At 66.0% G+C, this 23,008-nt stretch carries 17 protein-coding genes, 1 pseudogene and 1 riboswitch; of the genes and pseudogenes, 15 read left to right on the top strand and 3 right to left on the bottom strand.

What is annotated here, in order from left to right; translation table 11 throughout:
* Nucleotides 1-38 precede the first annotated feature (38 nt).
* The 4 genes from ACEN9P_RS19685 to ACEN9P_RS19670 all read left to right on the top strand — a co-directional run bounded on the left by ACEN9P_RS19685 (nucleotide 39) and on the right by ACEN9P_RS19670 (nucleotide 3,375).
* Entirely contained in the window at nucleotides 39-929 is an 891-nt protein-coding gene (locus ACEN9P_RS19685; protein WP_495620231.1) for a hypothetical protein, read from the top strand.
* Between the two features lie 32 nt (nucleotides 930-961).
* Nucleotides 962-1,558 (top strand): sigma-70 family RNA polymerase sigma factor, encoded by a 597-nt coding sequence (locus ACEN9P_RS19680; RefSeq protein ID WP_477716188.1) that lies wholly within the window; start codon nucleotides 962-964, stop codon nucleotides 1,556-1,558.
* Entirely contained in the window at nucleotides 1,555-2,679 is a 1,125-nt protein-coding gene (locus tag ACEN9P_RS19675) for an ankyrin repeat domain-containing protein (RefSeq protein WP_495620230.1), read from the top strand. Before ACEN9P_RS19680 ends, ACEN9P_RS19675 begins: the two co-directional genes overlap by 4 nt.
* Nucleotides 2,680-2,769: 90 nt before the next feature.
* A complete protein-coding gene (locus ACEN9P_RS19670; RefSeq protein ID WP_477664044.1) occupies nucleotides 2,770-3,375 on the top strand; it encodes a DUF4337 domain-containing protein in 606 nt (201 codons plus the stop codon).
* A gap of 33 nt (nucleotides 3,376-3,408) precedes the next feature.
* Here ACEN9P_RS19670 and trhA read toward each other — a convergent pair whose 3' ends face one another.
* From trhA to ACEN9P_RS19655, 3 genes are all read right to left on the bottom strand, one after another.
* A complete protein-coding gene (gene trhA / locus ACEN9P_RS19665; RefSeq protein WP_477664043.1) occupies nucleotides 3,409-4,086 on the bottom strand; it encodes a PAQR family membrane homeostasis protein TrhA in 678 nt (225 codons plus the stop codon).
* Complete coding sequence (locus ACEN9P_RS19660; RefSeq protein WP_477664042.1) at nucleotides 4,083-6,884, bottom strand: DUF349 domain-containing protein; 2,802 nt, start codon at nucleotides 6,882-6,884, stop codon at nucleotides 4,083-4,085. The genes trhA and ACEN9P_RS19660 overlap by 4 nt, the downstream gene beginning before the upstream one ends.
* A gap of 184 nt (nucleotides 6,885-7,068) precedes the next feature.
* Entirely contained in the window at nucleotides 7,069-10,977 is a 3,909-nt protein-coding gene (locus ACEN9P_RS19655; protein ID WP_495620229.1) for a DUF748 domain-containing protein, read from the bottom strand.
* Between the two features lie 760 nt (nucleotides 10,978-11,737).
* On the opposite strand from ACEN9P_RS19655, the gene ACEN9P_RS19650 reads away from it, so the two are divergent.
* From ACEN9P_RS19650 to ribD, 11 genes and pseudogenes are all read left to right on the top strand, one after another.
* Entirely contained in the window at nucleotides 11,738-12,619 is an 882-nt protein-coding gene (locus ACEN9P_RS19650; protein WP_495620228.1) for a lytic transglycosylase domain-containing protein, read from the top strand.
* A gap of 134 nt (nucleotides 12,620-12,753) precedes the next feature.
* A riboswitch (ZMP/ZTP riboswitch) is annotated at nucleotides 12,754-12,883 on the top strand.
* Between the two features lie 59 nt (nucleotides 12,884-12,942).
* Nucleotides 12,943-14,187, top strand: coding sequence for a serine hydroxymethyltransferase (gene glyA / locus ACEN9P_RS19645; RefSeq protein WP_495620227.1), 1,245 nt, complete (start codon nucleotides 12,943-12,945; stop codon nucleotides 14,185-14,187).
* Nucleotides 14,188-14,290: 103 nt separating this feature from the next.
* Nucleotides 14,291-14,740 carry a transcriptional regulator NrdR gene (gene nrdR / locus ACEN9P_RS19640; protein ID WP_007872661.1) on the top strand — a complete coding sequence of 150 codons (450 nt, stop codon included), beginning with the start codon at nucleotides 14,291-14,293 and terminating at the stop codon, nucleotides 14,738-14,740.
* A 98-nt stretch (nucleotides 14,741-14,838) separates the two neighbouring features.
* Nucleotides 14,839-15,483, top strand: a complete 645-nt coding sequence (locus tag ACEN9P_RS19635) for a GspH/FimT family pseudopilin (RefSeq protein ID WP_495620226.1) — start codon at nucleotides 14,839-14,841, stop codon at nucleotides 15,481-15,483.
* Entirely contained in the window at nucleotides 15,477-16,055 is a 579-nt protein-coding gene (pilV, locus tag ACEN9P_RS19630) for a type IV pilus modification protein PilV (protein ID WP_495620225.1), read from the top strand. Before ACEN9P_RS19635 ends, pilV begins: the two co-directional genes overlap by 7 nt.
* Nucleotides 16,052-16,159, top strand: a pseudogene (locus tag ACEN9P_RS19625) (prepilin-type N-terminal cleavage/methylation domain-containing protein); the annotation flags it as partial. The gene pilV and the pseudogene ACEN9P_RS19625, both read left to right, overlap by 4 nt.
* Nucleotides 16,160-16,411: 252 nt before the next feature.
* Nucleotides 16,412-16,993 (top strand): PilW family protein, encoded by a 582-nt coding sequence (locus tag ACEN9P_RS19620; protein WP_495622201.1) that lies wholly within the window; start codon nucleotides 16,412-16,414, stop codon nucleotides 16,991-16,993.
* Nucleotides 16,980-17,528: a pilus assembly PilX family protein gene (locus ACEN9P_RS19615; protein WP_495620224.1), complete on the top strand. Its 549-nt coding sequence runs from the start codon at nucleotides 16,980-16,982 to the stop codon at nucleotides 17,526-17,528. The genes ACEN9P_RS19620 and ACEN9P_RS19615 overlap by 14 nt, the downstream gene beginning before the upstream one ends.
* 29 nt (nucleotides 17,529-17,557) lie before the next feature.
* The gene (locus ACEN9P_RS19610) at nucleotides 17,558-21,256 is read left to right on the top strand and encodes a pilus assembly protein (protein ID WP_495620223.1); all 3,699 of its coding nucleotides are present in this window, start codon (nucleotides 17,558-17,560) and stop codon (nucleotides 21,254-21,256) included.
* A 37-nt stretch (nucleotides 21,257-21,293) separates the two neighbouring features.
* Nucleotides 21,294-21,779 carry a type IV pilin protein gene (locus ACEN9P_RS19605; RefSeq protein ID WP_495620222.1) on the top strand — a complete coding sequence of 162 codons (486 nt, stop codon included), beginning with the start codon at nucleotides 21,294-21,296 and terminating at the stop codon, nucleotides 21,777-21,779.
* 41 nt (nucleotides 21,780-21,820) lie between these two features.
* Complete coding sequence (gene ribD / locus ACEN9P_RS19600; RefSeq protein WP_495620221.1) at nucleotides 21,821-22,945, top strand: bifunctional diaminohydroxyphosphoribosylaminopyrimidine deaminase/5-amino-6-(5-phosphoribosylamino)uracil reductase RibD; 1,125 nt, start codon at nucleotides 21,821-21,823, stop codon at nucleotides 22,943-22,945.
* Nucleotides 22,946-23,008: the final 63 nt, after the last annotated feature.

Below are 23,008 nucleotides of genomic sequence, written 5' to 3'. Positions count from 1 at the left end.
CCCGTTTCAGGGAGCTCCACCCTCTTTCTGGAGCCCCCATGAAACCCCTTATCCTCCCCGCCTCCCTCCTGCTGGCCCTGTCCGCCTGGGCCCTGCCAGCCCATGCCATAGGCCGCCTGGCCGACGTCACCGTGGTGGACCGCAATACCGGCGCCACACTGCCGCTGTACTACCACCGCGGCGAATACTGGGTGGCCGGCCAGTACGGCGCCAAATACGCGATCGCCGTGCGCAACAAACTTGGCGAGCGGCTGCTGGCCGTAACCGCCGTCGACGGCGTCAATGTGCTGAGCGGCGAAACCGCCGCCTGGGACCAGACCGGCTATGTGTTTTCGCCCTGGCAGCAGTACCAGGTGACGGGCTGGCGCAAAAGCAGCAGCGAGGTCGCCGCGTTCGAGTTTTCCGCGCTGGGGGACTCTTATGCCGGCCGCACCGGCCGGCCCGCCAATGTCGGCGTGATCGGCGTGGCGCTGTTTCGCGAACAGCCGCCCGAGCCGGTGGCACAGGCACCCGTGTATTCCAGCCCCCGCCGCAGCGAGCGTGAGGCCGACGCCCCCGCAGCCCCTGCAGCACCCGCCGCGGAATCAGCGGCCGCCGGCAAATCCGCACTGGCAGATCGCATCCTCGGCGGCGCGGAGGCATCAGCCTCCGCCGACGGCCTGCTCAGAAAGCCGCAGGCCGCCCCCTTGCCGGCTCCCAAATTGGGCACGGGCCACGGCGCGCGCGAAAGCTCGGTGGTCTCGCACACCAGCTTCGCGCGCCTGCAAGCCCAGCCCAACGAGGTGATACGCATCCGTTATGACAGCCGCGAGAACCTGGTTGCGAGTGGCGTGATCCGCGAACCCGTGGCGCACCACCCCATTCCCGATCCCTTTCCGCAATCGGGCAGCACGTCCTATGTCCCCGACCCTCCTCTGCGCCGATACTGAAAGCGTGCAACTGCGCCGTGATAATCTGGCGCATGCCCAGCGCCCCGACGCCAGACAACGCAGCCGAAGACAGCGACGAATCGCTGATGCTGCGCTATGCAGCCGGCGACATCGCGGCTTTCGATGCGCTCTATGCGCGCCACGAGCTCGGCGTGTGGCGCTATGTGTTTCGCAGCGTGCGGGTGCAGGCGGTGGCCGACGACCTGCTGCAGGACGTGTGGTTTGCCGTGGCGCGCAGCGCGCCCACCTACACGGTGTCGGCGCGCTTCAAGACCTGGCTGTTCACCATGGCGCACAACCGGCTCGTTGACCACTTTCGCAGCGCGCGCCACCATGTGAGCCTTGACGCAGGCGGCGACGAAGACAGCCCGGGAATCGGCGACACGCTGGCGGCCGATTCCGGCTTCGGCCCGCTGCGCCGGCTCGAGTCCAGCGAGCAGGCGGCGGCGCTGATCGCCGCGGTCGAGCGCCTGCCGCGCGAACAGCGCGAAGCCTTTTTGCTGCAGGCCGAAGCCGGCCTCAGCGTGGACGAGATCGCCGCCGCCACCGGCGTGAATTTCGAGACCGCCAAAAGCCGTTTGCGCTATGCGCGAAACAGCCTGCGCCAGCAGCTACAGGAGTTTGCATGACAGAGCCTGACCGCAGCCCGCCCGGCGATGAGCTGACGCAGCGCTACCGCGAGGCCAGCGCGCAGGACACGCGCCGCCCCGGCGCCCATGTGCGGGAGGCGGTGCGCGCCCACGCGCAGATGGTGATCGCCGCAAACAAAGCCTCCACGACGGCGGACAGCGCACCCACAGCGACCGCCGCCAACCAGTCGCGCTGGAAAATTTCCGCGCTGGCCGGGCTGGCGCTGGCCGGCTTGACCGGCTTGCTGGTGCTGCAATACGACCGCGGCACCGACGAAGAAAAAGACCTGGCGTTTGGCCAGCCCAGTGCGAGCGCGCCACCCGCAGCTGAGGCAGCGCCAGCCGCCGCACCGCAACAAACACCCCAGGCCGATAGCCGCAGCGCCAAGACGGGCCAGCCGCCGCCCCTGAAAGCCCCCGCGGCACCCTCCGCCGGAAAACCCTCACCCCAGCCCTCCGTCACAGGCTCGGTGGCACGCAAGGCCGAAACCGAAGCCGCGCCGCCGCCCCAGGCAAGCGCGGCGCCCCCACCTGCGCCTTCACCCGCGCCTTCGCCGCCCCCCGCCCCGGCGGCTCCACCGCCACCCGCGCCGGAAGTTACCGCCGCCAAAGAAAGCTCGCAACTCGCACGTCCTGCCCCCCCGGCCGAGGCGGTGGTGGGCGGGCAGGCGGCCTCTTCCATGCGGGACGCCGCACCGGTCGCCGCGCCAGCCGCGGCCCCCGCCATGGCAGCGCCGGCGGCACGCGCCGCCGCTGCGCCAGCCGAGGCCGCAGCACCAGAGCAGCGACGGGAAAAACTCAGCGCTTCTGCGCCCTCCCCGCGCGCGGAAGCACCCGGCACACCCAAACTGGCAAGCGCGTTGCAAAACGCGGCCCGCGCGGGCGACCTGCCGCAGGTGGGGCGTTTGCTCCAGCAAGGCGCGGCCCTCAATGCCGCCGATGCGGCGGGCCGCACGCCTTTGATGCTGGCCGCCATGCAGGGGCACACGGCCGTGGTCCAGCGACTGCTCGCGGCAGGCGCGAACACGGCATTGATAGACCACGACGGCCTGAACGCGCTGCAGCATGCGCGGCGGCTGGGCTATGACGGAATTGCCCACCTGATCGAAGCGGCCCGCTGAGCTTGCGGCGGCGCCAGGCCAGGCTGATGGCACGGGGTACCATTGCAGCCCGCTTGCCCCCGAACCCTTTTTCACGAACAGGTCCTTCCCATGGATATAGATCCCCTTGAAGTTGCCAAGGGCGACGACGCCGACGACGCATCCTTTGCGCAGTTCCGCAAACTCAACCAGTTTGTAGCCATCACGATTGCCTTGCTGGCCACCTTCATGGGCATCTGCAAGGTCAAGGACGACAACATCGTCCAGGCGATGCAGCAGGCGCAGGCCAACAAGCTGGACCACTGGAACTTCTACCAGGCGCGCAACATCCGCGAGGAAGTCGCCAAAGGCACGCTGCTGCAACTGCGGCTGGCCGCCCCGTCACAGCCAGCGTCGGAGCAAGCCAATTACCAGAAGGCCATTGCGCAGTACGAGCAACTGGCGGCCGAGCAGGCCAGAAAAAAAGACGAGCTGAAAACCCTGGCCGAGCAGGACCAGAAAGACTATGACGCCGCGAATTTCCGCGACGACCAGTTCGACCTGGCCGACGCCCTGCTGGCCATTGCCATTTCACTGCTGGCCGTCACGGCGCTGACCCATTTCTGGTGGCTCTATTTCCTGGCGCTGGTGCCCACGGGTTTTGGCGTGATGATGGGCCTGGCCGGCCTGGCAGGCTGGGGCATTCACCCGGATATGCTGATCCGGCTGCTGTCCTAGCGGCGCGGGAAGGCGTTCAAGCCCGGGTAAGGCCTAGGCCGCGTAATACAGCACGGCCACGCAGTGGCAGGCGGTGCCCGCCGCCACGAACAGGTGCCAGATGAAGTGCCCGTAACGCAGCCTGGAATCGGTGGCGAAAAAGCCCACGCCCAGGGTATAGAAAAGCCCGCCGGCCACAAGCCAGAACAGGCCCCAGCCTGGAATGAGTTCCAGCATGGGCTTGACGGCGATCACGGCAATCCATCCCATCGCGAGGTACAGCGCCGTGGACACGCGCGGGTAGCGTATGCCCGCGACGGCTTTGACCGCCACGCCGGCCAGCGCCATGGCCCAGACCAGGCCGAACAGCGTCCAGCCCCAGGGTCCGCGCAACACGCCTAGCGTGAAGGGCGTGTAGGTTCCCGCGATCAGCAGAAAAATCGCGCCGTGGTCCAGCACCTGGAACACGCTTTTGGCGCGCGCGGCGCGCACCGCCGGCAGCGCGTGATACAGCATGGACGTGAAGTAGAGCAACACCATGCTGGCGGCAAACACCGAGGCGCCCGCGATATCGATGGCATCGCCCTGCCGCATGCTGCCCACCACCAGAAAGGGCGCCGCCGCCACCGCGGCAAGCAGCGCCACGCCGTGGCTCACGCTGTTGGCGATTTCCTCGCCCAAGGTTTGCGGCCGCTCCTGGGGCAAAACCTCAGCAGCGGCAGCAGCGCTCATCGTTTGAGCAGCGTCTTGAGCACGTTCTGCACGCGCCGCGCATTGCCGGCGTCAAAGTCGGCCGCCAGCACCTGGGCCGTGTCTTCGCCCCAGGTTTCGGCCGGCGCGGGTGCGTTGCGTTTGGTCAGCAGCTGCAGCTGCAGCATGCGGCGCGCGCTGATGTGCTCGGCCGGTGTGGGCAGGTCGGCGGCGATTTCCAGGCGCAGCAGCGCTTCGGAGGCGTCCTTGCCCGAAGGCGTGCCGACGGCCTGCACCCAGCGGTTGCGCACCGCGGGCGGCACGGCCTTGCCGAGCTCCTGTGCGCTGGGCAACTGTGCCGGGTCGCGTTTTTCCCAGGCGCTGAGCAGGTGCGTGAGCACCTCGCCGTGCGCCTGCACGGCGAGCTTTTTCAGGGCCTGGTTGGCCGCCTCAAAGGCTTCGCGCTGGGCGCGGAAGGCGGCGTCGCCCAGGCGCGGGCCGCGCTCTTCAAAGGCCGGGCGCTCGCTGCCGCGCGGGCCGCGCTCGTCACGGCCCGGGCGGGCGTCGCGGTCGGGGCGGTAGGGTTCGAATTTGTTGTCAGTGCCCTGGCGCGGGCCGCCCGGCTTGCCGCCGGGACGCGCGTCCTTGCGGTCGCCGAACTTGCCGCCGCGCCCCGCGGCCACGGGGTCGGCTTTCTTCATGCCGGGGCGGTCGTCGCCGCGCCTTGCCACGATGGGCTTGGGCGCGGGCTTGGGCGCGGGCGGCGGTTCAGCGGGCGCGCTGGCCGGCTCGCCGGCTTCGGCGAATTCCGCGGCGGCGGCGGCTTCAGCGTCGGCGGCAGGCTCGGCGGCCTGAGCGGCCGGCTCGCTGCCAACGGCAGCCAGCGTGGCCTCCACGGAAGGCGTGGTGGCTTCGGGCGCTGGCGCTGCGGCTGCGGGCGCTGCGGCGGCAGCCACGGGCACCTGGCCGCGCACAATGGCTTCCAGCGCCTTGGCGGCGGCATGGATCTTCTGGGCGTCGCCGCTGGCGGTGGCGGCTTCCACGGCCTTGGAGGCTTCCAGCACCATGCGGTCGTATTCACCCAGGGCCGCGGCGGCTTTTTCGCGCTCGGCGGTCTTGCGCTGGAAGGCGTCGTCTATGGGCTTGCGGAAAGCGTCCCACATCTTCTGTTCCTGCTTGCGCTCTATGGGCACGGCCTGCGCCTCATGTTGCCAGCGCTGCTGCAGCGACTTGACGGCGTCTATGCGCAGCTGCGGCTCGGCGCCCAGCACGCCGGCTTCTTCAATCATGGCCTTGCGGCGGGCGATGCTTTCGCTGCGCGCGGCGGTCAGCGCGGCGTCGGCCGTATCCATGGCGGCCTTCCACACGGGCTGAATTTCGGCAAAGGCCTTTTCACCCAGGTGGCCGGCCTCGCGCCATTTTTCGACAAAACCGTTGAGGCTGCGGATGTGGTGCTTCCAGTCGGTATTGCCCTTGTTGGCTTCTGCCCAGGCAAGGACTTCGTCGATCAGCAGCTTGCGCTCGGCCTTGACGGTTTCGTTTTGCTCCTTGACCTTCTCGAGCCAGGCCTCGACGACCTTGTGGGCTTCGTTGCAGGCGTCGTCAAAGCGTTTCCACAGCGCGTGGTTGGGCGTGCCGCCCTGGTCGCTGGTCTTCCACTGCTCACGCATGGCGCGCAGGGCTTCCTGCTGCTTGCGCCCGCCCAGCGGCTTGGCCACCAGCGCTTCGGCCTTCACGACCAGCTCTTCGCGAATCTGGTCGGCGCGCCAGCGCTGCCAGCCTTCGAGTTCGCCGGCCGCGGTGAGCGCGGCATGCGCGGCGGCTTCGAGCTTGCTGTCGATGTTGCGGATGTGTTCCTTGAGCGCCTGGCGCAGCTCGGCCGCGACCTTGGGGGTGGACTTGCCGTGGCCTTCGGTGACCTCATGCTCGAGCTTGGCGAGCGCGGCCTGCACGGCGGCGGACGACTTTTCGCGCATCTCCTTGAGCACGGCCGGATCGATCTTGGCCTTGGGCGCGCGCGCGGGCTGCTCGCCCTCGGCGGGAGCCTGGCCTCGGGCGGCGCGCAGTTCATCGGCCCACACGGGCACGGCGGGCAAAGGCGCGGCCGTGTCTTCGGCGGCCTTGACGGCCTGTGCCAGCGCGCCCTGGAAGGCTTCCCACACGGCCAGCAGCTGGGCGCGCGAGGCGTCAAGCAGCGGCGGGAACTTGGCGTCCACGCTGGCCCAGTTGGCGTCGTGCGTGAGTTCATCGGCCTGGCCCTGCCAGTGGGCCACGTCGGCCTTCAGGGTGTCCAGTGCGCCTTCGGCTTCGCGCCAGGGCTTGATGGACAGCACCTCGATGCGCTGCGCGATCAGCACGGCGGCCTCGCGCTGCACCTGGGTGCGGTGCTGCAGGTCTTCAATCGTCTTGACGCGCTCGGCCAGCTGCGCCTTCAGGCCGGCCAGCGGTTCCTTGGACAGGGGAGCGCCGGCCTTGGCGGCGTCGCGCTGCCAGGCCAGGGCGTCGGCCAGGTTGAGCTTGGGCACGGCCAGCAGCGCCTGGGCTTTGTCGGCCCATTCGGCGGCCACGGCTTCCTGGCCCTTGCTGCGTTTGATCTCGTCGAGCTTTTCCTTCAGCGGCTTGGCCGCGCCCTTGTCGCGGTTGGACAGGTCCTTGTAGACCTCGGCCATCTGCTCGGCCGTGGGCTCGGTGGCCAGCCAGCTGCGGATACGCGAGGCGCGCTCGCCGGAGGTCGGCGCGGAAAACGCGCCGCCGGTCAGGCCGTCCAGCGGATGGGCTTCGGCCTGCTTGGGGGATGGCGTTTTCACGGCGGGAGTGTCGGGTTTTGAAGATTTAAACATGGGAACGCAAGGTCAAAAAAATAGTTGCCGCCGACCGCAAGGGCTCCCTCGTCAGGGGATTCTTGCGCAGCGGCAGCAGGTATTGGAATGGATGGGAGGCCGCGCCGCGCAACCGCGTTGCGCGCATTGGCCCTGGTCCCATAAAAGCTTTATCAATAAAGCGCTGGTGCTATTTTCGCCTTTTTTAGGGCATCGCCAAATTCAGCTCCGCGCGGGGTGTCCATTTGGCCTCCGGCGGCACGGCTTTGGCCGCGCCCAGGAACAGCCTTTCGGGCGGCAGATCGCGCGAGGCGAGGTAGTCTTTCACCGCCACGCCGCGCTGCACGGCAAGCTCGCGCATGGCGTCGTCATTGACCTTGATGTCGGCCAGCAGCAGTTTTTCCATCTCGGGCACGGGCAGGTCCTTGGCCAGGCCTATCAGGTTGCGCGGCTTGGGCATGTCGGCGCGTTTATAGACTTCCTTGAGCAGCTCCGGGTATTCGGCCGGGCTGATGCTGACAACGGCCGAGGTGGTGCCGCCCTCCTTCACGGTGATGCGGCGTTTTTCGGCGCGCACCAGCGCGTCCAGCCGCTCGCGCTTGAAGCCCTCGCGCTCGGCCTCCACGCTGCTGGTGCCCACCACAGTGAGCTGCAGCGAAGGCCTGTCGAGCAGGGCCTTCGCAACCTTGTCCAGCCCGGCCTTGGCTTCGGGGCGCAGCTCGGCGCTGCCGGGCGCGAAGCCCACGGTGCTGAGCTCCTCGCCGCCGCCGCCGAAGGCGTTGGCCAGCAGGCTGAAAGGCGCGGTGATGGCCTTGACGATCACGTTGACGATGACCTTGACGATGATGGGGCCCAGGCTGAACTGCGGGTCGTTGAGCGAGCCGCTGATGGGCAGGTCGATGTCGATCACGCCGTTGCGGTCGGCCAGCAGCGCGACGGCGAGCTTGACCGGCAGGCTGGCGGTGGAGCCCGGCACCTTTTCGCCGAAGCTGAGCTGGTTCAGGATCACCTTGTTGGTGGCGGTGAGCTTGCCGTCGGGCTGCACCAGGTAGCTCACGTCGACGCTGAGCTTGCCGCGGTTGATGCCGTAGCCCGAGTACTTGACGGAGTACGGCGACAGCGGCGGCAGCTCCAGGTCGCGCACCTTGCCCTTGATGTCCAGCGCCAGCGGCTTGGCCAGGGGGTTGAGCTTGCCCAGGATTTCGAGCGAGGCCGTGCCCTCGGCGCGACCGCGCAGCTCCAGGTCGGCCATATTGGGGGCGGCCGCCGCGCCACCCGCGGGCGCGGGCGCCACCGACGAAAAGGCGCTGAGCTTGCCGGTCAGGTCGCTGAGGTCGGCCGAGTAGTTCGGCTTGACGAAGCGGTCGGAAAACAGCACCTTGCCGTTGATCAGGCTGATGGGGCCGAAGCTCACGATGGGCGGCGGGGTTGTTGCGGCCGGCGCGGCTTTCGCCTCGGCAACCGCCGTTCTGGGCGGGGCCGCGGGCGCGGAGGCCGGCGCAGCGGCTGCGGCGGCGGTCTCTGCGGCTCCCGCCGGCTCCCCGGATTTGACGAGGTCCTGCAGGTTGATGCGGCCGTCGGGCATGACGATCACACGCGCGAAAAAGTCGGTCAGCACGGTTTCCTTGACCTCCACGCGGGTTGCCTTGGCCGGCTCCAGCGCCACATGGAAGCCGCGCAGGTTCAGCGCTTTCCAGGCCAGCAGGTCTTCGCTGGGGGCCAGCGTGTTGGCGCGCAGCTCTTCCAGCGACACGTCGCCCGACACCTGGGCCTGGGGCCCTGCCGGCGTCTGGCGATAGGCTACCCGCCCCTTGAAGCTGGCATCGGCGCGCAGCAGTTCGATATTGAGGATGTCGGCAACGTAAGGCTCAAAGGCCTGTACCGGCAGCCGGTCGACCAGCAAGCGGCCCTGCGCCTGGAGCGGTGCCAGGCCCAGGCTGCCGTTGAAATCCAGCTTGCCGGGCTCGAAACGCCCGGAGGCCAGGCGCAGGGAGGCGGTCAGCGGCATGGGCTTGGCGGCCTGGGCCCGGGATGCGGGCCTGTCGTCGAGCAGCAGCCCGCCCAGCTGGGCCTTGGCCGCGGTCACCTCAAAAGCCACCGGCTTGGCGCCGGACTTGTCGGAAAACGACATGGCGCCGCCTTCAAGCTGCACGTCGTTGATGGCCACGGCCCAGGTGGGCGCCCCTGCCCGCGTGGCGGCATCGGTGGGCGGGGGCGCAGGCCTTGCCGCGCCGGAGCTCACCATCCAGCGCTCGTACATCCAGCGCTTGTCGCTGCCCCGCTCCACCAGGGCCTTGGGCTGGGTCAGCAGCAGTTTGGCGGCCTTGAAGTTCTGGCCGGCCACGTCAATGTCCACCTGCGCCAGGTCCACGCGCTTGACCGATACCAGCGAGACCTTGCCCTGCACCAGTTGCACTTCGCTCAGCGCGAGCTGCGGCGCGCTGAGCTGCAGCACTTGCGGCTTGTCGCCGCTGGCCGCCTGCCAGTTCACGCCCAGCTCTGCGTCGAGCTGGCCGCCCAGCGCCGGCAGCAGGAACTGGCCCACGTATTTGGCGGCCATGCCCAGCGGCCAGGCGGCCACCTTGGCCGTCAGTTGGGCGGCCTGGTCGGTGGCGCTGCCCTGGAACGTGAGCAGCGCCGGAATGGCAGGGGCTTGCGGCGCGGCGGGTTTGGCGCCGCCCTTTGCCCCAGCCTTGACGGACGGAGGCGCGGGGGTGGCAGGCGGCTCAAGCCCCACCGAGCCCTCGAATTGCAGCGGGGCGCCGGCCGAAAAAGGCATGGCGATGGCCGTGGCATTGAGCGCCAGGCCGCTCAAGCGGATGTCGGCGGGCGAAGCCAGGGTTTCGTCCAGCCAGTTCACGCTGCCTGCACGCACCGCCACACGCGCCACCTGCACTTTCCAGGGTGTCGTCGCCGGCGCCTTGGCCGCAGCGGCGGGCTTGGCGGCATCCGGCTTGCTTGCTTCACTTTTTGTAGCAGGCGCGGCGGCTGGTGGCAACAGGTTGAGCCGCCCCGACCGGTCGCGGACCACGGACAGCGCGGGCGCGCTCAACTCGACCGACGCGAGCTTGACGAACTGCTCCAGCGGTCGCACGTCGGCCATGGTCACCTGCAGCCGCTCAAACGCAAGCATGTCGGGGCGGGTAGCAGGCACCTGGCCCACCGCCTGCACGCGCACTTTTTCCGCCGTCACCGTGCCGGAGATTCGCACCTGCGTGGCCGGCGTCTGCTCAAACGCCACTTTGGCGTCGGCATGCAGCACGGCACTTTGCAGTTTGTAGGGCAGGCTTGCCGGCCAGTAGGCCAGGTAGGGGTTCAGGTCAAAGCCGCGCAGCGTGAAGGTGGCGTCGGTTTTGTGGGTCTGGGCAAAGGGTGTGCCTTCGGCGGCAGTGTCAAAGCTGCTGCCGTTGAGCTTGAAGGCCAGGTGCGGCGAGGTCTTGATCTCGCGCTGGGACTTGAGGTTGCTCAGGAAAGGCACGGAGAGGTTAAGGTCCCTCAGCTCATGGGTCTTGCCGACGGACTGGTCGGCAAAATCCATGCGCCCGCCGCTCACCACGATGTTGTAGACCGCAAAACGCGGCGGATCGCCGGCTGGCTGGTCCGCGGGCGCCTTCAGGCGCTCCAGGATGTCGTCAATGTCATAGCGCCCCTCGCCCTGGTGGGCCAGAAAGGCCACGGGTTCGTCGATCTGCACGGCGTCGGCCACCGGCGCCAGCCGCAGCAGGGATTCCAGTTCCGCATCTATATATATGCGCTTGACGGCGAGCTGGGGCACTTCCTGGGGGGAAGCCTGGGGAGCGCCGGCGACTCCGGCCTTGGCGATGGCCAGGTCGCTCAGCGTGAGTTCGAGCGACCAGGGCTTGAAGTCGACCGCGCCCACAGTGACCTGCCGGCCCAATTTTTCAGAGGCGACCTTCTCCAGTTGCGATTTCAGGATGGACGGCACGGCCGCATAGGCCAGCACCCAGACCAGCAGCAGCACGCCCAGTGCCCAGGCGGCGCGGCGCCGCCATAGCGGCGAGCGGGCCACGCCGGCAGCCCGTGCCGGCAGGGTTTTTGCGGTGTTTCGCCATTCGATGTCGCGCCATTTATTCTTCAGATCATTGATTGCCATAGGCGTCGAGTTTTTAACGCTGGCGCCAATCGGTCAATGACTTATTTGAAAAAGACGGTCACCCCGAAAGGGCAATATCCAAAAGAAAAACCCCGGGCAGCTGAGCCGACCGGGGTTGACGGCGGGCGTTTATGCTCATGCCGTCGGGTTTCGCAAAGGAGAGATGAATCGTCTCCAGTGCGATGAAAGCAAGTGATTGCTTCCAGTTTTTCCGGGGTTGGTTACCCGGTTGGATGCCCAAATGAATCAGGCAACTGCAGGTTAAACCTCCCGCACCGTGCAGGCAAGACCATCTTTTCAATCACCGGGACCGGAGTGATTGCCGCAGCCTTCGGACCCCCGCCAGCATCCCGAAATCGCCCCAATCGTCCCACATCGGGCATCGGAAACCGCCTACAGCCGGACCCGCGATCCGCTGATCCGGTATTTTTCACGTCGAATCTAACTTAGAGCTTGGTCTCAAAAAGGGGCCGTAACTACCTTGATTCAGGCGGGTTCTGCCCAGAATCAAGGTTTTTATTTGCTTAATCAATATAAAGAAACGATTTGTTATTATTGACAGGTTATTTAACGACCCCATAGAATCCCGCCAGTCCCACAGAAACCTAGGGACAACCCGAATCTCCGCTGCCCCCCTTCCCCAAAGAAGCCGGCAACGTCAAACAGGGGTCAACACCCACAAGGCATGCCTTGGTTTGATGGCGACCCAATCAAAGCCTGCTTGGCCCCCAAAGGGCCTGCAAGCGTAGAAAGGAGTGCTATGACAGCGCTAGGACAATTCGGCCTTGAGGCGCACTTGAAAAGTGTACGCAGCAGTGTTTTAACCATTGCTGATGACATCGCCCAGGGCTTTTTCGAGATCACCCACAACAGCTTCGCCCTCCTGGGCCTGGCGGTCGTATTCGCGGTGATCACACTGACTGCCCGGCCCGACTTGCGTCAGGCCGGTGAATTCAAGCTCATGACCTGGCTGCAGCAGCGCCAGGAAGCGGCCATCGGCTTTACCGAGCCGGCCGCCATCGAGCGCGCCACGGCCTCCAATCCCAAGGACCTGCCGGCCCAGCAGGCGGCGGTGGCTTACTGGCTCAGCAAGAAATACGGCGTGGCGCCGGAGCCCTTGAGCGTGCTGGTGGCCGAGGCCTTCGACATCGGCCAGAAGGCCAAGCTCGACCCGACCCTGATCCTGGCCATCATGGCCATCGAGTCCGGCTTCAACCCGTTCGCGCAAAGCCCGGTGGGCGCCCAGGGCCTGATGCAGGTCATGACCAAGGTGCACCACGACAAATACGACAACTTCGGCGGCAAGCTGGCGGCCTTCGACCCGGTCACCAACCTGCGCGTCGGCGTCAAGGTGCTGCAGGAATGCATCGCCCGCGCCGGCTCCATCGAGGGCGGCCTCAAATACTATGTGGGCGCCGCCAACATGGAAGACGACGGCGGCTACGCCGGCAAGGTGATGGGGGAACACGCCCGGCTGCTGGCCGTGGTGGCGTCGGCCTCCAAGCGCGGCAAGCCCTCGCCCTTCTTTACCGAACCCGGCGGCAGCTCGCGCCCGGTTCCGGCCTCCCTGCCCGGCAAGTCCGACGCGCCGGCCTCCGAAGGCAAGACGCCTGAGAAGGTGGCGCTGCTGAGCCAGTCCTGATCCCCGCCGGGGCGCGGCCTGACAGTCCGCCTACCGTACCGCAAAGCCGGCCGTGTCAAGCGCCCGGCTTTTTGCTTTCCGGGCCACGGGCATGGGACGATGCGCCGCGAGTTTTACGCGCCCTCAGTTACACTAGCCGGGTGCGCGACTGGCGATAGGCTCAAGGTTTTCGCAACCATTGAAGCTGACGTGGGACACCACTGGGAAGCGCACCGCTGACAGCCGTTGGGCCTCAGCGTTCAGCCGTTCGCCTGGGCAGCCCTTGTTTCATTGAGAGTACCTCTCTCATATGAATAGCAGGGACCACGTCTTTAAGGACTGCCATGTACCACCGCAACATCCTGGTCGAACAGACCGACCCCGAAATCTTCGCCGCCATCCAGGCTGAAAACGCCCGGCAAGAGCAGCACATCGAGCTGATCGCCAGCGAAAACTACGCCTCGCCCGCCGTCATGGCCGCGCAGGGCTCGCAGCTCACCAACAAATACGCCGAAGGCTATCCGGGCCGCCGCTACTACGGCGGCTGCGAGCACGTGGACGTGGCCGAGCAGCTCGCCATAGACCGCATCAAGGCGATCTTCGGCGCCGAAGCCGCCAACGTGCAAGCGCATTGCGGCGCCTCGGCCAACGAGGCCGTGTTCCTGGCCTTCCTCAAGCCCGGCGACACCATCATGGGCATGAGCCTGGCTGAAGGCGGCCACCTGACGCACGGCATGGCACTGAACATGAGCGGCAAGTGGTTCAACGTCGTCTCCTACGGCCTGAACGACAAGGAAGAAATCGATTACGACGCGATGGAGCGCAAGGCCCATGAGACCAAGCCCAAGCTGATCATCGCGGGCGCCTCGGCCTACAGCCTGCGCATCGACTTCGAGCGCTTCGCCAAGGTGGCCAAGGCCGTCGGCGCGATCTTCATGGTCGACATCGCCCACTACGCCGGCCTGGTGGCCGCGGGCGTCTACCCGAACCCGGTGCCGCATGCGGACATCGTCACCTCGACCACGCACAAAAGCCTGCGCGGCCCGCGCGGCGGCATCATCCTGATGAAGGCCGAGCACGAAAAAGCCATCAACAGCGCCATCTTCCCCGGCCTGCAGGGCGGCCCGCTGATGCATGTGATCGCGGCCAAGGCCGTGGCCTTCAAGGAAGCCATGACGCCCGAGTTCAAGGCCTACCAGCAGCAGGTCGTGAAGAACGCGCAAATCGTCGCCGACACCCTGACGCAGCGCGGCCTGCGCATCGTCAGCGGCCGCACCGAAAGCCACGTGATGCTGGTCGACCTGCGCGCCAAGGGCATTACCGGCAAGGAAGCCGAAGCCGTGCTGGGCAGCGCCCACATGACGATCAACAAGAACGCCATCCCGAACGACCCGGAAAAACCCATGGTCACCAGCGGTGTGCGCATCGGCACCCCGGCCATGACCACCCGCGGCTTCAAGGACGAGGAGGCCCGCGCCACCGCCAACCTGATCGCCGACGTGCTCGACAACCCGCGTGACGCGGCCACCCTGGAAGCGGTACGCGCCAAGGTTCACGCCCTGACGAGCCGTTTTCCGGTTTATCGCTGATCGCGGTGGAAGGCGCGAGAACTATGATTTTGATAGCATCTCGCGCCGATCTCCAGGGGCTAGCTAAGGACCGATTGATGTCTTTAAATTCAGGTCAACACCCATGAAATGCCCTTTCTGCGGCCACCTCGAAACCCAGGTTGTCGAAACCCGGGTGGCCGAGGACGCCGACTTCATACGCCGCCGCCGCCAGTGCGGCGCGTGCGAAAAGCGCTTCACCACTTACGAGCGGCCCGACGTGACCTTCCCGTCCATCGTCAAGAAGGACGGCCGGCGCATCGAGTACAAGCGCAGCAAGATCCTGGGCTCCATGAACCTGGCGCTGCGCAAGCGCCCGGTCAGCACCGAGCAGATCGACTCGGCCATAGAACGCATAGAAGAAAAGCTGCTGAGCCTGGGGGTGCGCGAGGTCGCCTCCAACCGGCTCGGCGAGCTGGTGATGCGCGAGCTCAAAAAGCTCGACAAAGTGGCCTATGTGCGTTTCGCCAGCGTGTACCGCAGCTTTGAGGACATCGACGAGTTCAAGACCCTGGTCGACGAGGTCAGGCGCTAGGAGCCCGGGCGGCAGAAGGCGCTGACCGTTCGTCACGCAAAGCTGACCGGGCGTCGAATACAGGAGGCGGGAGCGCCGGTGCATGCTCACAATTGCGCATGTTCGAAAATCTATCGACCGCCGGCCGTGCTACTTACCGCCTCCAACCGCCCTGGCGGGTAAGGCGCATCCAGCGCGGCTTCACCCTGATTGAAGTACTGGTTGTCATTGTCATCATCGGCATTCTGACAACGCTTGCGGCGCCTTCTTTCCTGGGCCTGCTCGCCAATTCATCCGTCACCCGGGCCACCAACGGATTCATCTCGGATACGCGCTACGCCCGCGGCGAGGCCATGCGGCGCGGAAAGAGCGTGACCATTTGCAGGACCGCGGACTCGACTGCGGCGAGCCCCGTATGCTCCACCGGAACCGGTGCAACCGTCGGCGGCTGGATGCAGGGATGGGTGGTATTCCTTGACAGCAACAGCAACGGCAGCTTCGACGCCGCGACCGACATCGTGTTGCGCGCCCAGGAGCCCATGGCCGGCATCAGCGACTTTTTCGCCGTGGGCGTTTCCACCCCCACGGCCGTCAGCACCGGAAACGGCATCATTTATGACGCCACGGGCCGCGCCATCGGCCAGTCAGGCCGGTGGCTGGTACATGCCTCGGGCTCATACGCCACCAACGCTTATTACACCCGCACCCTGTGCATGAACGCAGTGGGCCGGGTCAAGGTCCAGACGGGGGATGTCGCATGCTAGGCTTCACCGGAAAACCCGCTCCTTCACGGCACGGGCAGCAAGGCTCGTCGCTGCTGGAGGTCCTCATCTCCATACTGCTCATGTCCTTCGGCATGCTGGCGCTCGCCGGCATGCAGGCCTACTCGGTCGCGGCGCAAAAGAACGCGGCCAACCGCGCCATCGCAAGCGCCCTGGCCACGGAACTGGCGGAAGTGATCAGGCTCAACCCTACCGGTCTTTCAAGCGGCAATTACGACGTGGCGATGATGACCACGGGCAACCCACCGGCTCTCGCGCCCTGCGCCTTTCCCAATTGCACCACCCCCGCGCTGCTGGCTGCCGCGGACCTCACGGCTTTCCAGAGCCGGGTTCGCGCGCTGCTGCCCCAGGGCGGGGTCGAGGTCACCCGTCCCGGCGCCAGCGCAACGCAGGCCAACATCTGGATCCTCTGGGAAGAAGCCGGCGTGCTGGACAACACCCGAAAGGTCAGCGGTGTCGACCAGTCCGCCGAATTGACATCCGACAATTGCTCAGCCACCGCAAAGGCCCTGGCCACGCTGCCGCGCTGCTTTTACATGAAGGTGCAGTTATGACCTCATCCGCAAAACGCGGCCCGCGGCAGTGTCCCCGCATGCCCGCGGCAAGGCTTGCGGGAAGGCAGCAGTCGGGCTTTACCCTGATCGAGCTGCTGATCTCCATGACATTGGGCATGGTGATCATAGGTGCGCTGGTCGTCATGTACCTCTCCGGCAGCACAGCCACCCGCAATGCGCAGGCCCAGGGCCAGATGAACGAAGACGCGCAGATGGCGCTCAGCGTTTTTACCCAGGAGCTGCGCCAGGCGGGGTACAACCCCACGCGCACCGGCGGCGTCAAGAATGACCTGGGCCTGGGCGGCTGGAACCTTTACGCCTGCAACACGGGCTTCACGGATGCCACCGTCGCCAACATGAGCGCCCTGACCTGCGCCGGGAGCGGTGGCTTCGGCCTGGCCGTGGCCTACGAGGGAGACCTCAATACCGGAAAGAACACCGCCGGCGGCTTGCCCATGGACTGCATAGGCAACGGCGTGGCGGCCGCGGGCGCGGGGGGCTACTACACCATGCAGTCGCGCATCTCCATCACCAACAACACGCTGACCTGCCGCGGAAGCGGGAACCTGGCGCAATCGCAGGTGCTGGCCGAAAACATTGAAAGTGCAACGGTGAATTTCGCGGTCGCCGAGCCCGCCGTCCCCAACAGCCAGAACGTGCGCGGCTACCTGAGCGCCTCCGGCATCATCAATCCCACGGATGCGGCCCTGACGGCCCTGCCCATGCTGGACCGCTGGAACAAGGTGGTGGCAGCGCAGGTCTGCGTGGTGGTCAGGAGCGAGAACGCCGTGCTGGGAGACCTGGGCACCTCGGCCACCAAGCCAAGCTATCAAAACTGCGCCGGCACTGATGTCGACATAACCGACGGCAGGATGCGCCGCGCCTACCGCACCACGGTGCTGCTGCGCAATCACGGAGTAGGTTATGTCAATCCCTGAACCACGCCAAACCGCAAAGCTGCATAGGCAGCAGGGCGTCGTGCTGATTGTGGCGCTCATCATGCTGATGATTCTTTCGGTTCTGGCCAGCATCTCGATTCGCGGCGCCTCGTCGACCGAACAGGTAGCCAACCAGAGCCGCCAGCAGGCGCTGGCCCGGCAAACGGCTGAAACCGCCCTACGCTTTTGCGAACAACAGGTGCAGCTTTACGCCGCCAACCCGGCCACCGGCTTCGCGCCTGAGGCCGCCCCCGTGGGCGCCGGCACCAAATACGGCTGGGAAACCATGGCCAACTGGGACACCCTGGCGCCGACAGCCAACCTCAAGACGGTCGCGTTCACCTCGGCCGGCGATGCCGGAGCCACTGTTTATTTCACCCGCCAGCCCGAGTGCATGGCGCAGTACCTGACCCCCGCCGACACCAAAGTTTTTGTCACGACGGCCAGAGGCTTCGGCCCTGAAGTCGGCGCGAAAGACGGGAGCGCCCCCAGGGGCACCGAGGTGTGGCTCCAATCTGTAGTAACCATGAAATGATGCTCGACGCGAGCATGAAAGGCCTGGCCATGAAATTTTCCTTTATGCGCAACGTCGCGTTTTACGCGGCCGCGCTGATCGCGGCGGACAGCTCGTTCGCGGTCGTCGCGCAAGAGCCGCTGCTGTCCAAAACCGTGAACGTCAGGCCCAATATCGCGCTGGTGCTGGATACCTCGGGCTCCATGGACTGGGAATGCGTTTATGCCAAGCATGTCAGCGCCGCGCTGCTCGCCGAGTCCCCCGGATCCACCAGCATCCCGGGCTTTCATGTGGATTGCATTGGCAGCGGCGACCCCCGGCAAAGCTCCCCCGTCAACAACCTGCTGTTTTACAACCCCAAAAAACTCTATGCACCAGGTTATGTCGGAGGTGTTCTTCAAGGGAACGCCGCAGTGGATAACACCTCGGTCGTGACCATGTTCCTGCCCAAAGCAGGCGTCGACCCGACAACCTTCACCACGTCCGCCGCCCTCTCGAATACCGGAAATTACGACAGCTACAAAGTCACGACGAGCAAGTTCCAGCTCAATGGCTCCAATACTGCCGGCAGCGGCAGCACCAACCCGTTTGGGCCGCATGGCGGCACCCGCACGGACTGCGCTGGTGCCACCTGCACGTTTGCCGAAGAACGCCAGAACATTGCGAACTGGCGTAAGTACCACATAGACCGTATCAGTTCGGCAAAGACCGGCCTGTCCGCAGCCTTCGTGAGCCAGGCGGACAACTTTCGGCTGGCCTATGGCGACATCAACGGTACGCCCAATACGATGACGGATTTTGGCGTCGCCAAACCCGCCTTTTACGCCTGGCTTGACGCACGCGTTGCCAGTGGCGGCACGCCGCTGCGCGGCGCGCTTGATAGAGTCGGCAAGTACTACCAGAACAATGCCAACAGCGGGCCGTGGGGATCCAAACCCTGGTCACCGCCTGCCGGTGAAACCGCGGCCAGCCACCTGTCCTGCCGCCGCTCCTATTCCATGCTGATCACCGACGGTTTTTACACCGATGCCGCGCCGGGGGGCGTAGGTGATGTCGACAGCACACTGGGAACCAAATACACCCATGCGCTGGACTCGACCAAAACCTACCAGTACAAGCCAGGCGACAAGACCGACATCCGCAACCGCGGCAAATCGGACAAGGCAAACGGTACCAGCGGCACCGCCGACACGCTGGCCGACATCGCGCTGAAATACTGGGTCACCGACCTGCGCGGCGACCTCGCGAATGACAACGGCACCGGCGATCCCTCCGCCCCGCCGTTCTGGCAGAACATGACCAGCTATATGGTCAGCTTCGGCGCCCCGGGCCAGATGACCAATGCCGAAGTGGCCAGCGCCAAGCTCGGCAACCTGAACTGGGCCACGCCCGTGCTCAACACCGTCACAACGATTGACGACATGCGCCACGCGGCCCACAACGGCGGCGGCGACTTTCTGACGGTGACCGATGCACAACAATTCGCGACCGACCTGGGCAACGTCATCGGCAGTATCGCGAGCCAGCAGTTCTCGCAAGCCGGTGTGGCGGCGTCCGCCGTGACACTGACCGCGGGCACCAAGAAATTTGTGCCTTACTACACCAGCGGAACCTGGTGGGGCAATGTGCAGATGGTCAACCTGACCGCCAACGGCGACAGCGCCGGTGTGGCATGGCAGGTCATCGCCACCGACGGCAACGGCCAGCCTACAGGCGTCACCACGCTGCCCGCGCCGGCTTCGCGCAACATCGTCGTCTGGACCGACGCGGCCAAGCAAGGCCTGGACTTCACCTATGCCAACATCACCACGGCGGCCAACAGCCTGAAGGGCACCAACACCAATATGCAGATGAGCAATGCGGTGACCTCGGACATCGTGGACTACCTGCGCGGCGTGCGGACCAAGGAAGGCGCCGGCATGAGAAAGCGGCCCGCGATTCTGGGCGACATCGTCAACTCGACACCGTCCTTCATCAAGAACAATACCAACCCCCAGTATGAGAAGCTGCCGGCATCCACCCCGGGCTTGACCACCTATGCCGCCTACATGGCCGCCAAGGCGGCGCGCCCCGAAGGCGTGCTGTTTGTGGGCGCCAATGACGGCATGCTGCACGCCTTCGGCGAAGGCAACGGCGCCGCCGTCGGTGGCCGCGAACTCTTTGCCTATGTCCCACGCTCCGTGCTCGGAAAACTGGAAGCCCTGACCGACAGCGGCTACACCTATGCCCACACCTACTCGGTGGACGGCCCGTTGACCGAGGTCGACGCCTATTTGACCACCCCCAACCTGACCGCCGGCGGCACGTCGACGGGATGGCGCAACCTGGTCATAGGCACCACCGGCGCCGGCGCCAAGTCCGTCTTCGCGCTGAACGCCACCGACCCCATCAACATGAACGGCAAGGCGGTTTTGTGGGAACTCAATCCGGACCCGGCATTCCCGGTGATGCCGGGTAATTCCACCACCTCGTTCGCGGAACTGGGCAGTGTGCTGAGCACGCCCCAGAGCGGCATCACGGTCAGCGGCGACTGGGTGACCATCTTCGGCAACGGCTACGACAGCAAATCCGCCAAAGCCAGCCTCTTCATCGTCGAAACCGGCACCGGCAAACTGCTCAAGGAAATCAAGACCGACAACACGCTCGCCAATGGACTTGGTGGCGTGCGCCTGGTGTACAACGCCAAACAACAGATCATCGGCGCCTATGCCGGCGACCTGCAAGGCCGCTTGTGGAAATTCGACCTGAGCGGCGCCACCAGCACCGCCTGGGGCCTGGGCAACGGCGGCGTCGCGCTCTTCACCGCGCTGAACGGCGTCACACCCCTGCCCATCACCGCCCAACCGGCTGTCCTTGAGCGGGTCGACCAACCCAGCTTCCTGCCAAGCTACCTGGTTTCCGTGGCGACCGGCAAGCTGTTTGAAGCCGGCGATCCCGCCGTCACGACGCCCGTCCAGGCGGCCTATGGCCTGTGGGACAAAAAGCCCTTCGGTTCGACGGGCACCGACACCGTTCTTGACTCCCAGCTGGAGGTCCTCAAGGCCACAGCCGTCACGGTCGGCATAGACCCGACCACGGGCAACACCATCAACGGCGGCGGCGTCACGGGCTTTTACACCGTGAGCTTCAACAACCCGGCGGTCACCAGCCTTGACTGGGCCACACGGCGCGGCTGGAAACTGCCCCTCAATGTGTTCACAGGCCAACGGGACATCTATCCGCTCCAGATACAGGGCGATATCGTCAAAATCGATACGGTCGCGCCCCAGGCCAGCTCATCGAGCTGCCTGGCCTCTACCAGCAATGCCTTGAGCTTCTACATCAATCCCCTGACAGCCTCTTGCCGCGCGGGCGGCACGCTGGACACCAATGCCGACGGACAAATCAACGGCAGCGATGCCAATGTCTGCGCCTACACCTCGCTGGCCGACGGTACGGACGTGGTCCTGACCATCCTCAACTCGATTGGTGAAGACACCGGGGTGAAGGACGTGCAGAACTCCAGCGGCCACATCAAGGTCCGCACCGGCAACCCACCCCCGCCCCAGGACTGCACCAACCCGGCCTATGCGGTGGCCCACGTGTCGGAATGCGGCAGTTGCGCCGACGCGGCTTACGCTGCGGCGCATCCCAGCGAATGCACGACAGCCAACTGCAGCAGCGCCGCTTACCGCGCCGCCCACCCCGGCGAATGCCCAGGCTCCGTCCTGAACCGTTCGTGGCGCCAACTGTTCCCGCGTGCCAACTAAGCTTGAAAATCGCTGCTTTTACAAAGAGAATCAACCCATGATGTCCAAATCGAAAAGAAACTCCAGCTCGGCGGGCTTTACGCTGATTGAGATCATGGTCGTGGTGGCGATTGTCGGCGTGCTGGTCGCGATCGCCCTACCCTCCTACCAGAGCTACATCGCGCGCGGCAACCGTGCCGCGGCGCGATCGGCGCTCTCGCAGGCTGCCCAGTACATGCAGCGCTTCTACGCGGCCAACGACCGCTACGACGCGGACCGCACGGGCGCCCAGACCATCTGGGCCACCATGCCGCCCGCCCTGCTGAGATCACCGGCCGACGGTACCCAGCTCTATGCGATCTCCAACACCGGCGCCGGTCCCAGCACCGCCACTGCGAGCACATTCACGCTTATCATGCGTCCTTTGAGCACAGCCAGCATGGCCAACGACAAGTGCGGCGGCTTCACCATGACGCAGTCGGGGGCCAAAGGCATCACCGCCGCAGGCGCGACCGCCGCCCTGATCGCGGAATGTTGGCGTTAAAGCACTAGGCCCCGTCCCTGATGAGGCCGCAGCGGGACACAATGCAGCAGCCCATCCATACAGCCTCCGCCCTCGAATTCATCCAGACCGCCCTGCAGGCCGCGGCCAAGGCGCCCTTGAGCGCATCGCCCAATCCGCGCATTGGCTGTGTGCTGGTGTCCGCCGCGGGACAAACCATAGGTACCGGCCACACGCAAGAGGCCGGCGGCCCCCATGCGGAAATCATGGCCTTGCGGGATGCGGCGGCCCAGGGTCACTCCACCCAGGGCGCCACCGCCTACGTCACCCTGGAGCCCTGCTCGCACCATGGGCGCACCGGCCCCTGCTGCGACGCCCTGATTGCCGCGGGCATCCGCAAAGTTGTCGCCGCCATGGCGGACCCCAATCCGCTGGTCTCCGGCCAGGGCTTTGAGCGCCTGCGCGCAGCCGGCGTCGCGGTGGAAGTGGGCGCGGGCGCCGCGGAGGCCAGGGAACTGAATATCGGCTTCTTCAGCCGCATGGTTCGGGGGGCCCCCTGGGTGCGCATGAAAATCGCCGCCTCGCTGGACGGCGCCACCGCCCTGGCCAACGGACAAAGCCAATGGATCACCTCGCCCGAAGCCCGGGCCGACGGCCATGCCTGGCGCGCCCGGGCCGGCGCCGTGCTGACGGGCATAGGCACGGTGCTGCAGGACAATCCCCGGCTGGATGTCCGGCTGGTGGATACGCCACGGCAGCCCTTTCGCGTGATCGTCGACAGCCTGCTGCAGACACCACTGGACGCGAAGATTTTCGAGGCCGGCGGACCGGTGTGGATTTACACCGCGGTTCAGGGTGCGCCACAAGAGGCCGCCCTGACGGCCAAAGGCGCCACGATAACCTGCCTGCCCGGCGCCCGCGGAAAAGTGGACCTGGCCGCCATGATGAAGGACCTGGCGCGCCGCGAAATCAACGACTTGCACATAGAGGCCGGCAGCAAGCTCAACGGCTCCCTGGTCCGCGAAGGGCTGGTCGACGAATTCCTGGTCTACCTCGCGCCCAGGCTGCTGGGCCCGGGTATGGGCATGGCCTCCATCGGCCCCCTGGAGCAGCTCAGCGATGCCGTGGCCCTGCAGTTCCAGTCCGCCGAGAGGGTAGGCCCCGACCTGCGCGTGCTGGCCCGCGGCGTGGGTCGGGATCAGTTCTAACCAGGTTTGATGCGGCCTGGGCCGCTTTTACAGGGCAATAGTGGCCTTTCCCCACGCCCCGGC

It is taken from the genome of Polaromonas sp. Polasp52 (assembly GCF_059491565.1).
Note: the sequence above shows the minus strand (reverse complement) of the source record. Positions and strands in the feature narration are given on the sequence as shown.

What these genes read in the sequence shown, in the direction of transcription:
- ACEN9P_RS19635 (WP_495620226.1), top strand. Translation starts at nt 14,839, where the DNA reads ATGTTCGAAAATCTATCGACCGCCGGCCGTGCTACTTACCGCCTCCAA.
- ACEN9P_RS19655 (WP_495620229.1), bottom strand. Translation starts at nt 10,977, where the DNA reads ATGGCAATCAATGATCTGAAGAATAAATGGCGCGACATCGAATGGCGA.
- pilV (WP_495620225.1), top strand. Translation starts at nt 15,477, where the DNA reads ATGCTAGGCTTCACCGGAAAACCCGCTCCTTCACGGCACGGGCAGCAA.
- glyA (WP_495620227.1), top strand. Translation starts at nt 12,943, where the DNA reads ATGTACCACCGCAACATCCTGGTCGAACAGACCGACCCCGAAATCTTC.
- ACEN9P_RS19610 (WP_495620223.1), top strand. Translation starts at nt 17,558, where the DNA reads ATGAAATTTTCCTTTATGCGCAACGTCGCGTTTTACGCGGCCGCGCTG.
- trhA (WP_477664043.1), bottom strand. Translation starts at nt 4,086, where the DNA reads ATGAGCGCTGCTGCCGCTGCTGAGGTTTTGCCCCAGGAGCGGCCGCAA.
- ACEN9P_RS19660 (WP_477664042.1), bottom strand. Translation starts at nt 6,884, where the DNA reads ATGTTTAAATCTTCAAAACCCGACACTCCCGCCGTGAAAACGCCATCC.
- ACEN9P_RS19675 (WP_495620230.1), top strand. Translation starts at nt 1,555, where the DNA reads ATGACAGAGCCTGACCGCAGCCCGCCCGGCGATGAGCTGACGCAGCGC.
- ACEN9P_RS19605 (WP_495620222.1), top strand. Translation starts at nt 21,294, where the DNA reads ATGATGTCCAAATCGAAAAGAAACTCCAGCTCGGCGGGCTTTACGCTG.
- ACEN9P_RS19685 (WP_495620231.1), top strand. Translation starts at nt 39, where the DNA reads ATGAAACCCCTTATCCTCCCCGCCTCCCTCCTGCTGGCCCTGTCCGCC.
- nrdR (WP_007872661.1), top strand. Translation starts at nt 14,291, where the DNA reads ATGAAATGCCCTTTCTGCGGCCACCTCGAAACCCAGGTTGTCGAAACC.
- ACEN9P_RS19650 (WP_495620228.1), top strand. Translation starts at nt 11,738, where the DNA reads ATGACAGCGCTAGGACAATTCGGCCTTGAGGCGCACTTGAAAAGTGTA.
- ACEN9P_RS19615 (WP_495620224.1), top strand. Translation starts at nt 16,980, where the DNA reads ATGTCAATCCCTGAACCACGCCAAACCGCAAAGCTGCATAGGCAGCAG.
- ribD (WP_495620221.1), top strand. Translation starts at nt 21,821, where the DNA reads ATGCAGCAGCCCATCCATACAGCCTCCGCCCTCGAATTCATCCAGACC.
- ACEN9P_RS19620 (WP_495622201.1), top strand. Translation starts at nt 16,412, where the DNA reads ATGAGCGCCCTGACCTGCGCCGGGAGCGGTGGCTTCGGCCTGGCCGTG.
- ACEN9P_RS19680 (WP_477716188.1), top strand. Translation starts at nt 962, where the DNA reads ATGCCCAGCGCCCCGACGCCAGACAACGCAGCCGAAGACAGCGACGAA.
- ACEN9P_RS19670 (WP_477664044.1), top strand. Translation starts at nt 2,770, where the DNA reads ATGGATATAGATCCCCTTGAAGTTGCCAAGGGCGACGACGCCGACGAC.